Source organism: Pseudomonas sp. E6002, from assembly GCF_013385565.1.
Lineage (GTDB): Bacteria > Pseudomonadota > Gammaproteobacteria > Pseudomonadales > Pseudomonadaceae > Aquipseudomonas.
Window position 1 is genome coordinate 85,546 of the sequence record NZ_JACAPT010000022.1, and the last position, 14,117, is coordinate 99,662.

At 63.2% G+C, this 14,117-nt stretch carries 7 protein-coding genes; 6 read left to right on the forward strand and 1 reads right to left on the reverse strand.

All coding sequences use genetic code 11. The annotated features are described in order from the left end of the window. The first annotated feature begins 57 nt into the window (after positions 1-57). From HX815_RS17490 to HX815_RS17510, 5 genes are all read left to right on the forward strand, one after another. The gene (locus HX815_RS17490) at positions 58-1,440 is read left to right on the forward strand and encodes a PepSY domain-containing protein (RefSeq protein WP_177028634.1); all 1,383 of its coding nucleotides are present in this window, start codon (positions 58-60) and stop codon (positions 1,438-1,440) included. Between the two features lie 152 nt (positions 1,441-1,592). Further along, positions 1,593-3,698 (forward strand): TonB-dependent siderophore receptor, encoded by a 2,106-nt coding sequence (locus tag HX815_RS17495; RefSeq protein WP_177028635.1) that lies wholly within the window; start codon positions 1,593-1,595, stop codon positions 3,696-3,698. 139 nt (positions 3,699-3,837) lie between these two features. Next, positions 3,838-4,626 carry an ABC transporter ATP-binding protein gene (locus HX815_RS17500; protein ID WP_003217364.1) on the forward strand — a complete coding sequence of 263 codons (789 nt, stop codon included), beginning with the start codon at positions 3,838-3,840 and terminating at the stop codon, positions 4,624-4,626. Next, positions 4,623-5,570 carry an ABC transporter substrate-binding protein gene (locus HX815_RS17505; RefSeq protein ID WP_177022480.1) on the forward strand — a complete coding sequence of 316 codons (948 nt, stop codon included), beginning with the start codon at positions 4,623-4,625 and terminating at the stop codon, positions 5,568-5,570. Before HX815_RS17500 ends, HX815_RS17505 begins: the two co-directional genes overlap by 4 nt. After that, positions 5,567-6,577, forward strand: coding sequence for an iron ABC transporter permease (locus tag HX815_RS17510; protein WP_003217368.1), 1,011 nt, complete (start codon positions 5,567-5,569; stop codon positions 6,575-6,577). The genes HX815_RS17505 and HX815_RS17510 overlap by 4 nt, the downstream gene beginning before the upstream one ends. On the opposite strand, the gene HX815_RS17515 is transcribed toward HX815_RS17510, so the two are convergent. Next, entirely contained in the window at positions 6,574-12,495 is a 5,922-nt protein-coding gene (locus tag HX815_RS17515; RefSeq protein ID WP_177028636.1) for a hypothetical protein, read from the reverse strand. The genes HX815_RS17510 and HX815_RS17515 overlap by 4 nt on opposite strands. A 297-nt stretch (positions 12,496-12,792) precedes the next feature. Between HX815_RS17515 and urtA the strand changes: the two genes are divergently transcribed. Next, the gene (gene urtA, locus HX815_RS17520) at positions 12,793-14,058 is read left to right on the forward strand and encodes an urea ABC transporter substrate-binding protein (RefSeq protein ID WP_003217372.1); all 1,266 of its coding nucleotides are present in this window, start codon (positions 12,793-12,795) and stop codon (positions 14,056-14,058) included. Positions 14,059-14,117: the final 59 nt, after the last annotated feature.

Here is a 14,117-nt window from a genome sequence, read left to right on the forward strand (position 1 = left end):
TTGCCCGCGATGGCGTCCTCGATAACACAAAAATCCAAGCCTTTGCGGAGCACCCTGATGAACCCACCGAAGATTTCCTTCTACAACCTGGCCTGGCGCTGGCATTTCTACGCCGGGCTGTTTGTCGCGCCGTTCATGGTGCTGCTGGCCCTGACCGGCATCATCTACCTGTTCAAACCCCAACTCGACCCGCTGATGTACGGCAACCTGCTGACCGTGCAAAGCGCCGAACACGCGCTGAGTGCCGACGAGCAACTGCAACGTGCCCAGGCTGCCTATCCACAAGGCAAGATCAGCAAGTACCTGCCACCTGCCGACGCCACCAGCAGCGCGCAATTCGTGATGCACAACGACGGGCGCGAAGTGACTGTATTCGTCGACCCGTATCGCGGCACCGTGCTCGGCGAACAGGACGCCAAGTACAACCTGCAAGCCATCGCCCGCGCGCTGCATGGCGAGTTGATGATCGGCACCGTCGGTGATCGCCTGGTGGAACTGGCCGCCGGCTGGGGCGTGATGCTGGTGATTTCGGGCGTGTATCTGTGGTGGCCGCGAGGCAAGTCGGCGGCGGGCATTCTGTGGCCGCGGCTGGGCAGTCGCGGCCGCTTGTTCTGGCGCGATCTGCACGCGGTCGCCGGTTTCTGGGGCGCGGCGTTCCTGCTGGTGATGCTCCTCAGCGGCATGACCTGGACCGGCTTCTGGGGCAAGCAATACGCCGAGCTGTGGAATAAATTCCCGTCGGCCATGTGGAACAACGTGCCGCAGTCCGACCAGCAGGCCCGCAGCCTCAACACCGCGAGCCAACAGACCGTGCCGTGGGCCATGGAAAACACGCCGATGCCGATGTCTGGCGAGCATGCCGAGCACATGAAGCACGCCGGCATGAGCCAGGGCCCGGCAGCCCCGAGTATCCGCCTGCAGCAGGTGGTCGACCTCGCCAACTCACGCAAGGTCGAGCCCGGCTACAGCATCACCTTCCCCACCACTGCCGAAGGCGTGTTCACCCTCGCGGTGTTCGCCAACGACCCGCGCAATGACGCCACCCTGCATGTGGACCAATACACCGGCAAGGTCCTGGCCGATGTGCGCTGGGAGCACTACAACAGCGTGGCGCGGGTTACCGAATCGGGCGTGATGCTGCACGAAGGCAAGATGTTTGGCGTGGTCAATCAGATCATCGTGCTGCTGATTTGCCTGATGATCCTGCTCAGCGCCGTCAGCGGTGTGGTGATCTGGTGGAAGCGTCGGCCACAGGGCAGCCTGGGGGTTCCACCGTTGCGCCATGACCTGCCGAAATGGAAAACCGCGATGGTGATCATGCTCGGGCTGGCGATTGTCTTTCCGCTGGTGGGCGCCTCGCTGATCGTGGTCTGGGCACTGGATCGCCTGGTGCTTTCACGGTGGTTTGGCCAACGTGAATCTGCCTCAGGTTCAGCGTGAAACAGACGAGATGCCCTACCTAGAGGCGTTATGTAGTCTTACGCGGGCTTTCGCCCACGCCGCACAAAGTGTTATATTGTAACACTTAATGTGTTTTCCCACTCGCCGCGCCCTGCGGCGAGTACCGTCTCGAAGAAGCGATTTATCGTCCGATGAACAAGTACCTTGCGTCCGGCCTGTGCCTGCTCGCCCTGCAAAACACTGCCCAGGCCCTGACGCTTCCCGCCAGTGCCGTCTCAGCCCCCGCCGTCGACGACGAGCGCGTCGACCTGAACACCCCGACCACGGCAGGTTCACGCCTGAACCTCACGGCCCTGCAAACCCCGGGCAGCGTTGAAAGCCAGACCGGCGAGCAGATTCGCGCCCGGGGCGATGCCACGGTGCAGGACGCGATTTCCCGGGCCACCGGCATCAGCCGCACCGGCACGCCGGGCGACGGTGGTACCTCGTTGTCGGCACGCGGGTTCACCGGCCAGAGCTCGGTGCTGCAGTTGTACGACGGCGCGCGCATGTTCGATGGCGCGGGCACTTCCACCTTCCCGGTGGACACCTGGTCCGTTGAGCGGGTGGACGTACTGCGCGGCCCGGCCTCGGTGATGTACGGCCAGGGCGCCACCGGCGCGGTGATCAACACCATCGCGAAGAAACCCTTCGAGGGCGAGATCGAAAACCATATCCGCCTGGGCTACGGTTCTTATGACCGCCAGCAGCAAGCCCTCGACAGCGGCGGCTCGCTGACCGACACCCTGAGCTATCGCCTGAACATCAACCGCCTGCGCAGCAACGGCTTCATCGACCGTGGCGACTCCGGCAGCGACTTCGTCAGCGGTGCCCTGCGCTGGCAGGCGGCGGATAACCTGAGCTTCACCCTGGCCTCCGACTACGGCGACCAGACCCCGCAAAACGACTACGGCACACCGCTGATCAACGGCCAGTTGCACAAGGGCCTGCGGGACAAGAACTACAACGTCAGCAACGATATCCAGCACTACAACGACCAGTGGACGCGCCTGACCAGCGAGTGGCAGATCAACGACAACGTCACCGCCACCAACGAACTGTCCTACCTGAAAAACCAGCGGCGCTGGCAGAACGCCGAGAGCTACAACTACGTCGACGGCGGCCTGGTGCGCCAGAGCTACCTGGGCATCAAGCACAACCAGGAACAGGTGGGCGACCGCCAGACCTTCACTTTCAAGCACACGCTGTTCGGCCTCGACAGCCAGACGGTGACGGGGGTGGAGTACAACCGCATTCGCTTCCGCCTGGCCAGCAACTCGCCGTTCGATGACCTGACGAACGCCGGCCAACCGGTGGACATCAACCACCCGGTACCGCAGCCGTTTGAAAGCGCCAGCCCCTTCATTCCGCAGTCCGTCAGCACCACCAAACAGCTGGCTGCGTTCGCCGAAAACCGCCTGCAACTGACCGATAAACTGTCGCTGATCACCGGCGTGCGCCGCGATTACCTGCACATCGACAGTGACTCCCTGGTGGATGGCAGCGACTCCAACAAGACCTTTACCGGCAACAACTGGAAAGCCGGCCTGGTCTACGCGATCACCCCGGACACCTCGGTCTACGGCCAATACGCCACCAGCACTGACGGCGTTGGCAGCCTGATCACCCTGAGCCCGAGCCAGCAGCAGTTCGGCCTGTCCACCGCCAAGCAAACCGAGATCGGCCTCAAGCAGGCGTTCTGGGATTCCCGTGGTGAATGGACCCTGGCGGCCTACCACATCGTCAAAAAGAAACTGTTGGTGAGCGTTCCAGGCACCACCCTCAAGGAACAAGTCGGCCAGCAATCCTCCAACGGCCTGGAAGCCAGCCTCGACCTGCAACTGCCCAATGCCTGGCAACTGCAAGCCAACGCTGCGATCGTGCGGGCGCAGTACGACGACTTCTCCGAAGTGGTCAACGGCCAGACCGTGTCCCGCGACGGCAACCGCCCCACCGACGTGCCGCGCCGCACCGCCAACCTGTGGCTGAGCAAGGCCATCACTGACGACGTGCGTGCCGGTGCGGGTGTGCGTTATGTAGACTCGCGTTTCGCCAACACCGCCAACACCAGCGAAGTGCCGAGCTACACCGTGGTCGACGCCAGCGTTTCATGGAAAGCCATGCGCAACACGACATTGGGCCTGCAATTGAATAACCTGTTCGACCGCACTTACGCCGTCAGCCAATACAACGACGGCCAGCAATGGATCCTGGGCGAGCCGCGCTCGTTCTTCGTGACGGCGGACTACACCTTCTAACTGAACGCAACACTGTCCAAATGTGGGAGCGGGCTTGCTCGCGAATGCGGTGTGTCAGGCACTGTATCTGTTACTGATCCACCGCTTTCGCGAGCAAGCCCGCTCCCACATTTGTCCTGTGTTGGACCTGAGAGTAAAGATGACCTCACTCAACCTCACCGCCCTCGCCTGGACCCCACCAGGCCACGAGCACTGTCATCACCAGTTCCAACTGCGTGACGCCAGCCTGCACGTGAACGCCGGTGAGTTCGTCGGGCTGATCGGCCCCAACGGCAGCGGCAAGACCAGCCTGCTGCGCTGCGCCTATCGGTTCAGCAAACCGGCTGACGGTGAGGTGCTGCTGGAACACCAGAACGTCTGGAAGCAATCCTCGAAGTGGTGCGCGCAACGCATTGCCGTGGTGCTCCAGGAGTTTCCCGACGCCTTCGGCCTGCGGGTGGATGAAGTGGTCGCCATGGGCCGCACACCGCACAAGGGCCTGTTCGACAGCGATACGCTTGAAGACCAGAACCTGATCCGCCAGGCCCTCGATAACGTCGGCCTGCTGGGCTTTGAAGACCACGCCTTCGCCACCCTCTCGGGCGGAGAAAAACAGCGGGTGATCCTCGCCCGCGCCCTGGCCCAGCAACCGCAACTGCTGATCCTCGACGAACCGACCAACCACCTCGACCCGCGCTACCAGTTGCAATTGCTGCAACTGGTCAAGCGCCTGAACATCGGCACCCTGGCCAGCATTCACGACCTGAACCTGGCCGCCGCGTTCTGCGATCGGCTGTACGTGATCAACCACGGGCGCATCGTCGCCAGCGGCACACCTCACGAAGTGCTGACCGCCGAATTGCTGCGCGAAGTGTTCGGCGTTGAAGCATTGATCGACACTCACCCCTTGTCCGGCTACCCCCGAATTACCTGGATAACCCAACCATGATCCTGCGCTCCCTGTTGTCTCTCGCGTTGCTGCTCGGCACTGCTCAAGCGTTCGCCGAAGCGACCCATTACCCGCTGAAAATCCAGAGCTGCAACCGCGAAGTGACCTTCGCCGAGGCACCAAAACACGCGGTCAGCCACGACATCAACATGACCCAGATGATGCTCGCCCTGGGCCTCAAGTCGCACATGGCCGGCTACAGCGGCGTGACCGGCTGGAAGTCGGTCACCCCGGAAATGGCGCAGATTCTCGACGGCCTGCCGGAACTGGCGAGCAAATACCCGTCGGTGGAAACCCTGCTCAACGCCAACGTCGACTTCTTCTTCGCCGGCTGGGACTACGGCATGCGCGTCGGTGGCGACCTCACCCCGCAAACCCTGCAACCGTTGGGCATCAACGTCTACGAGCTGACCGAGTCCTGTGCCTTCGTGATGAAGCGCCCGGCGGCCACCCTGGAAGACACCTATAACGACCTGCGCAACCTGGGCAAGATCTTCGACGTGCAAGACCGCGCCAATGCACTGATCGCGCAGATGCAGGCACAGGTCGCCCAAGTGCAGGAAAACCTGCCGGCCGACAAGCCTCGCGTGTTCCTCTACGACAGCGGCGAAGACCGCGCCATGACCTCCGGCCGCCTAGGCATGCCCCAGGCGCTGATCGACGCCGCCGGTGGGCGCAACATTCTCGATGACGTGGACGCCAGCTGGACCCGGGTCAACTGGGAAACCGTGGTGGAGCGCAACCCGCAGGTCATCGTGATCGTCGACTACAGCGAAATCACCGCCGAGCAAAAAGAGCAGTTCCTGCTGAACAACCCGGCGCTGCAATCGGTGGACGCGATCAAGAACCAGCGCTTTATCGTGATCCCCTACGTGCAAGCCACGCCGGGCATCGACAACGTGCTGGCGGTTGAAACCCTGGCCAAGGGGTTCCACGGCGAATGATCACCCGTCGCTATGCCCTGCTGCTGAGTGCCCTCGGCGCGTTGTTGCTGATCTCGTGCGTGGTCTCGCTGGGATTCGGCTCGGCGCGGGTACCGGTGGACGTGGTGTGGCGGATCCTGCTGCATAAAGCCTTCGGCGTTGGCGAGGTGGACTGGAGCGCGGGGCAGGAACATATCGTGTGGCTGATCCGCGTGCCGCGCATGCTGCTCGGTGCCCTGGTGGGCGCAGGGCTGGCGTTGATCGGTGCGGTGTTGCAGGCGGTAACGCGCAACCCGCTGGCGGATCCGCACCTGCTGGGCGTGACTTCCGGTGCCACCCTCGGCGCGGTGATCGTGGTGCTGCATGTGGGTGAAGTGATCGGCTTGCTGACCCTGCCCATCGCCGCGTTCATCGGTGCGTTGCTGAGCATGATCGTGGTGCTGGCGGTGGCCAGTCGCAACGGTCGGCTGGAGAGTGACCGCCTGCTGCTGTGCGGGGTGGCGGTGTCGTTCGTGATGATGGCGGTGGCGAATTTGCTGCTGTTCATGGGCGACCATCGCGCGGCCTCGGCGGTGATGTTCTGGATGCTCGGCGGCCTCGGGTTGGCGCGCTGGGAACTGCTGGCCATTCCCTTCGCCACCGTGTTGCTGGGGCTGGTGTTGCTGCTGGGGATGGCTCGCCCGTTGAACGCGCTGATGGCCGGCGAGCAGACCGCCGTGACCCTGGGCCTGAACGCGCGCAATGTGCGGCTCAAGGTGTTCCTGATCGCCTCGCTGATGACCGGTGTGCTGGTGTCCATCAGCGGTTCCATCGGCTTTGTCGGGCTGATGGTGCCGCACATTGCCCGGCGCCTTGTAGGTGCCGAACACCGGCGTTTGCTGCCGGTGTGCGTGCTGTTGGGCAGTGTGTTCCTGGTGTGGGTGGATGTGGCGGCCCGCACAATGATTGCCCCCGAAGACCTGCCCATCGGCGTGGCCACGGCGGCCATTGGCGGGCTGTTTTTTATCGGGCTGATGCGGCGGCGTTAAACCCCCTGGTCGGCCTGCTTGAATGCATGCAACAAGCGCCGCGCCACCTGGCTGCGGGGTTGCCAGAAGCGATCGGTTTCCAGGATGGTCAGCTTGCCCGAGGTCGCCAACCGGCGGATCACCTCGCTGGGCTTGACCTTCACCACACCCGTGTCTTCGTCGATCCAGTCATCGCGCAGCAACTGGCTTTCGTCCGCGTGATAGCTGGGCTCATAGACAATCAACGCGCCGTGCACCGGGGTGAAGTAGTACCGCGCCCCCGCGATCTTGTCCTGGCGCAGCATCTCGATGAACCCGCGGATTTCCTTCTGGGCAATGAAGTTGTGGGCCAGGCCTTCTTCGTAGCGATCCGCCAGATGCTGGCGCTCGGTGTCGAGCTTGAACAACTGCTGGACGCCCATCACCTTGTAGCCCGCCGGGTAGCGGGTCGATGTGCTGGGGTAGCCGAGGTTCATGATGCCTTCGAACAATGCCTTGTAGGCCGGTGTGTCCGGCCGCAGTCCCACGGCCACCGAGGGGCCCGGGTCTGCCACCGGTTGCACGGCGATGAAGGTGTCGCTGTCGCCGTTGCCCAGCACCGCTCCCAGCCGCGCCTGGTGCTCCAGCGGCACAACCTGTTGCCATACCTGGCGCGCGGCATCGTCCGGGTGGGCGCACAACGGGCCCAGGGCCATGCGGGTATCGCGCACTGCCAGTGTCGTGGCCAGGCGCTTTATCCGGGGCAACAAGGCATCCCAGAACGGGCTGCTGTCGAGTACCCGCAGCTCGCCGGACTCCACCAGTTTCAACACATGGCTGTCGATGCTGCCACGACTGTTGAGGTGTTTCAGATACGCCGCCTGCCGGCGGCTGGAATCCCAGTCCGGGTCGATCCTCACCGCCTGGTACCGAAACAGTGAGCCGTCGGCACATGACACATGCAACGCCAGGAACCGCTCACTCTGTGCCACCCGCAAAAAGCTCAGCGCCGCCAGCACCACGGCCGGAGCCATCAGTTGCGCGTAGCCTTCGGCCTGGGGCAACTCGGGCGCAGCACACTGCGGCAGCCTCAGATACAGGCCTTGCAGGCTGTACCCGCTCGGCAACTGCCCGCGCAGGAACGCCCGGTCGAGGGCAAAGCCCAGGTCGTCGCCCTTGACCGGCGCACAGGCGACAAAATGCCCATTGTCGGAGGACTTGAGAATCACGCCAAAGCTCAAATCGGCGCGCCCCTGGGCGTATTGATGACCATAGCGTGCCGCGTCGTCGGCATGCTTGAACACCGGGCCCAGCTGCCGATCCGCCACGGCATGGACCGCCGCCTGCGGTGCAACGTAGGCCAGGCCGGGCATCCAGCCCGGCAGCACACGCTGGGCAGTGCCCCACAACGGGCCGCCCTCCAGTACTTGCAAAGTCCCCACCCGCGCCAGCTGATTGACCAGCTCGGTGGGGGTCTTGCGGCCGCTGCGCATCTGCTGCTCGACGGCATTGCTGTAAGGGTCGTGCAGCGCCAGGCTGTTGGGGGCCAGGGAGGTTTCCAGGTGGCTGAGCAACTGCGTCGCTTCGTTGCGCTGGGCCGAATCCAGCAAGCTGCGCTCGGCGTCCTGGGTACTGAAACCGATGAGTGAGCCGTCGGGCGTCAGCAGGTATTCGTGGGTCCACAGGTGACCCGACTTCAGGGCGGTCTCCAGTACTTTGGTCGAGAACAGGTTTTGATACACCGCGTTTTCTTCAGAGGGTAACCAGAACTCCAGCACCCGGGCGACACGTGACCGGTAGCGCGCGACCATTTTCCAACCAGGGGCCAGCAGCGCCTGGCTGACGTCCAGGCCCGGCAGGATGACGTTCGGGTCGAAGTCTTCACTCAACACCGGCACCGCCAGGGTCGCGACAAACTTGCCGTTGCGCTGCAACACCAGCCCGCCTTGCAGCGTGTCGCGCTGTGTGCCCAGCTGTTGGTGGACGTAACGCACCGCATCGGCCTGGTTGCTGAACAGCGGGCTCAATGGGCGACGCATAAAGTTGGCGAAGGCGGTCCATGGGGCCTGGCTGACATCCAGCTTACCCGCCAACGCCCAGCATTCGCTCGGCACCAAAACGCTCAACCAGCTCAACTTCGCCACTTCGTTGACAAACCCGACCGCCGAGAGCTGCCCGCTGGCCATCAAGGTCTGCACGTCTTCATAGACCCCCGACGGCTGGCGGACCGGGTTGAACAGCGTCGATGCCACCGGCGTTTGTACCTGCAGCAGCGCCTGGTCCAGTGTCGAGATAAACACCGGCAAGCCCGTCAGTGCGCCTGTCTCCCGTTGGCGCTTGGCCTCGACGGTGGCACTGGCCAGATCCCCGGCCGAAATAAAATGCTGCGCCAGCCAGTGTTCGGCGGTGGTCAGCCCCTGTGGCATCCAGTTGCGCCGGTAAACCAAGGCGTGCAGTTGATAACCCGCGGGGTAAATGAACTCGCCTTCGTCATCCACGGCAAACACGGCGCTCAAGGCGAACAGCCCGGCCCTATCCCAGGCGGGTACAAGCTCGGAGCAGACAAAGGCGTCCTGATCGCGATGCTTGAGCATGAAACCGAAACCGGTTTGCGTCGGTGCTTCATGGTCCAGGCGCGTGTGCAGTGCCCGAGCCGCGTCAGCGGCACTGGCGCAGACCGGGCCATAGGCAATCTGCTCCGGACGTTCGCGCCGGGGTATCGGCAGGCGTGGCCGCCAGTGTTCGGCGATCAGCCCCGGCGCGCCCCACAACGGGTTGGCCTGCACCACCCGCACGCTGCCGGCCGCCGCCACCTGGCTGATCCACTCCCGCGCCGTCAGCGTGCCGCTGGCCAGGTTGAGGGCCGTTGGGCTGCGATGGGGCAAGGGGTCGAGCGCCTTGAACAGGTTCGCCTGGGCGGCAGAGTCGATCAGGTCATACGCCAGCAAACAATCTTCGGCGCCCGACAGGTAGGCCACGGACACCTGTTGGCGATTGCGGATCAGCGTGTGCACGTCCAGGGCGCTGAACATCTGCGCCTCCAGGCAGGCATCGTCCCGCGACCAGCCCGGGCGCTGCAGGCGCTCGGGTTCCAGCAACGAAACCCCGCGGCTGGAACCGTACACGGCCTTGAGCATGTGACCGGGCGGGAGCAGTGAGCGGCCCTTGACGTCCTGGGGGTAGACAACGCCCAGGGCAAAGCGCCCGGCGTCGCTGGCCGGCAATGGCTCAGTGGCCACGTAGAGACCGTCCGGGCGCTGCAGGATATAGCCGCAGTATTCGCCCTCACGCCAGCTGCCGATTTGCCCGTGGGCATAGCGTGCCGCGTCTTCTACCTGGAGAAACCCGCGGCTCAGTTGCGGGCGGGGTGCCAGTGCGTAAGGTCGCCAGGTGTCGGCGACCAGCCCCGCCACATCCCACAACGTGCCCGGTTGCAACACCGACAGCGCCCCGGCGGCGGCGACCTTTTGGATCATCTCGTGGGGCGTCACGGTGGCGGCCCGCAGTTCATCCCCCAGCCCGTTGTCCGTCACCCGGCCATCGGGCAGCACCTGGTAGAGCTGGCTTTCCTCGGCCGAGCCGGAAGCGTCATAGGCCAGTTGAGCGCCGTCCGCCGTGCTGAGGTAGAAGGCCAGATTGCTCTCGGGGTGGATGCGCAGCGCGGCAATCCCCTGGGCAAAATCCGTGGTGTCGATAAAGCCCTCGTACAACCAGGGTTCGGCGCCGATGCCGGTGGCGTCCGGTGCGCTGCGGCAGTACCAGCCACGCAGGGCGAAGCCTGGCGGCAGGCTGGCATTGCCAAAAACATTCGCCAACACGAAAAGGGTTTCGCCGGCGGGTATCGGTGCGCAAGGCTCGCTGACCACATACTGCTCTGCACTCGAGTGCTTGAGGATGCAACCGACTCGCCGGCCATCCGCCGTTGCCTGCATACGGTCATGGGCATAACGGGCGGCGGTTGCCAGGTCAGTGAAAACCCAGCTCAGGGGCGTATCAATGGGGGCTGCGGCGGCGAAAGGCGTTTCGGGCTCCCAGGTGGCCGGGACCCGGCCCTGGACGTTGTACCAGGTCTCATCCGCCAGCAGCACCGTCAACTCACCGAGTTTTACCAGCTCTTTGATCAGCCCTTCACGCGTGCCGTCAAAACCTTGTACGCGGGCCACACCTTGGCCATCGCGTTCAACTTGTGCCAGGTACTCGCCGAATTCACGCTCGGCCCGAGAGCCGCTGACAGCGTATTTGATCAACGTACCGTTCGTTCCGCTGGTGTAAAGCACCTTGATCTGATCGGAAAAAACCAGCGTCATGTCGATTGCTTGAGTCGACGGTGTACTGATCAGGAACGCCAGCTGTCGCGAGGTTTTTTGAGGATAGTTGGCACGCACCTCGGCCAGGTCGTAGACAGGTCGATTGAACTCGCCAACCATTTGGTGCCCTTCAAGCTCGACCCGCGTCAGAGCGTTGTCGGTGGGCAATGCCCCGCCCCACAACGACAGCCACCTGTCAGGGTCTGACAGCCTGGAGGCCACAAACAGCCCATCGCTGCGCTTGAAGATGTAAGCCTGGAGAAAAGAGCCGTGGGGTGAACCCACCTTGTAATGCAGGTAGCGTGCGACATCATCGGCAGTGACGAAGGCAGGGCTCAGCGACGCATGGACTTTCGCGAAGGCCCTCCATTGCGGTCCTACCACTCCGGCCTTGTCCCATATCCGTCCGGGCTCAACCACCGTCAGCGTGCCCACGGCAGCCACTTGCCGGACAAACTCGGAAGGGCTCAAGGTAGCGTCCTTCAAGCGTCCGTCGAGATCCGCGCCGCGATTGGCGAACAGCTGGGACTGCGCCTGCGAGCCGGTGCAGTGGTACATCAGCAGCGCGCCGTCGTTGGCGCGCAAGTAAAAGTGCAAGCCCAGGTCGTCGGTCCCCGCCATCATCACCACGGCAGCCAACGCGGAAGCCGTGAAGAAGTTTTCCGCCAGCCACGACTCTTTCGCCACGGTCGGTTTCGCTTGCGGTGATAGGGAGCAGTAAATACCGAAGGTCAAAAACTCACTGTCCGCCTTGTGCACTTTTGGCAGTGACAACTTGCCACTGGTCAGCGCAAACGCCGCCTTGAGTTCATCCGACGGAAATTCGGCCACGTACTGGTTCGACGCGCTTTTGTACAGGTAGCCAAAGAGACTCTCCTGCCGTGCAAACCCCAGCGGCGGCAAGACTGATCGCACCGCGTCCTGCCACCGGCGGCTGACTTGGCTGGCGAGAGGCGCCAGTGCGTCCTGCCCGATTTGCGACAGGGTTTGATTGAGGGTCCACGGCGCCAGCAGTTGGCCAGGCTTTCCACCCAGCTCGGCGTTGGCAACGATGACCCGCAGGTAGCCGGCCCTGGCCGTCTGATTGATAAAGGCGATGTAGTCGTCGAAATCGGCCGCAGGCTTGGCCGCCATCAACTGGTTCAAGAAGCTGGCCTCAGTCGCAGAGCCGCTGCTTTCATACTGGATGAGCGAGCCATAGAACCCGGACAGGTAGTAACGGGTGCACAGCATGCGCACCTGGATGATGATGCGCAGGATATTGATGGGGAAAAAGCTGCGATCCAGGCGGCGCTGCGCGCCTGTCCAGTGCTGTATCTGCGCGGAGCGTCGGGTGCCATCCTCGCCGCGCGAACTGTACAGGGCGTGAACGTTGTGGCCCTCGTACGCCAGGAAATTCCTGTTGGCATCGACCTTGAGCAGGTCGCTCTGGAAATCGAATGCAGTGGCGGTGCCGGCCACCGGCACGCTTGGCAGGTACATCCCGTCATCACGCTTGAAAACCAGCCCGCCAAATACCGTCTCGCGCCGGTTGCCGATCTGTTGATGCGCCCAATGGGCGGCATCGTGATCGGTAACGAACGCCGGCCCCAGATGGGGAACCGGCCTGCGCGTGCTCGCCGCTTGATCGTCTTGAATGTGAGTACTGTCCATGTTCATCGTCACTTGAGTGAAGTTAAGAAAACTGGCGCTGCCCCTGGGTTGCCGGGGGCACCAGGCAGGCTTCACTTTCAAGGGTTTGGCCGGACGCAGGCATTAGATAGTTAAGGCTCGGGGCGCCAGGCACCATCCGGGTGCACCTGCACGCACAGCCTGCGTTGATTGGCGCCGCATTGGTGCATCGCCCACCCCCACAGCCCGGTCACGGCTCGCGCGCACCACGATTGCGCGCCCCGGCACAGCCTTTGCAATCACTCCCTCATCACATCATTGAGTCATGGAGATTGCACAATGAAGCGTCGCAGCTTGATCAAGGCTTTCACACTGTCGGCATCCATCGCCGCGATGGGCATGACCTGGACGGTACAGGCCGCCGAGACCATCAAGGTCGGCATCCTGCACTCGCTGTCCGGGACCATGGCGATCTCCGAGACCTCGCTCAAAGACATGGCGCTGATGACCATCGACGAGATCAACGCCAAGGGCGGCGTGAACGGCAAGATGCTTGAACCGGTAGTGGTGGACCCGGCTTCCAACTGGCCGCTGTTCGCTGAAAAGGGCCGCCAGTTGCTGACCCAGGACAAGGTCGCCGTGGTGTTCGGTTGCTGGACCTCGGTGTCGCGCAAATCGGTATTGCCGGTGTTCGAAGAACTCAATGGCCTGCTGTTCTACCCGGTGCAATACGAAGGCGAAGAGATGTCGCCGAACGTGTTCTATACCGGTGCGGCGCCGAACCAGCAGGCGATCCCGGCGGTGGAATACCTGATGAGCGAAGAAGGCGGCGGCGCCAAGCGCTTCTTCCTGCTGGGCACCGACTACGTGTACCCGCGCACCACCAACAAGATTCTGCGTTCGTTCCTGCACTCCAAAGGCGTAGCGGATAAAGACATCGAAGAGGTCTACACCCCGTTCGGCCACAGCGATTACCAGACCATCGTGGCCAACATCAAAAAATTCTCGGCCGGTGGCAAGACCGCAGTGATCTCCACCGTGAACGGCGACTCCAACGTGCCGTTCTACAAAGAGCTGGCCAACCAGGGCCTGAAGGCTACCGACGTACCGGTCGTCGCCTTCTCCGTGGGTGAAGAAGAACTGCGCGGCATCGACACCAAGCCGCTGGTGGGCAACCTCGCCGCCTGGAACTACTTCCAGTCGGTGGAGAACCCGGTGAACAAGAAATTCGTCGCAGACTGGAAAGCCTACGCCAAGGCCCACAACCTGCCGGGCGCGGACAAAGCCGTGACCAACGACCCGATGGAAGCCACCTACGTGGGCATCCACATGTGGGCGCAGGCGGTGGAGAAAGCCAAGTCCACCGACGTCGACAAAGTGCGTGAAGCCATGGCCGGGCAGACCTTTGCCGCGCCGTCCGGCTTCACCCTGACCATGGACAAGACCAACCACCACCTGCACAAGCCGGTGATGATCGGCGAGATCCAGTCTGACGGGCAGTTCTCGGTGGTGTGGCAGACCCAGGAGCCGATTCGTGCCCAGCCGTGGAGCCCGTATATCCCTGGCAATGACAAGAAGCCGGATTACGCCGTCAAGAGCAACTAAGACCGACTCGGTCTAAATGTGGGAGCGGGCTTGCTCGCGAAAGCGGTGTGTCAGTCGAC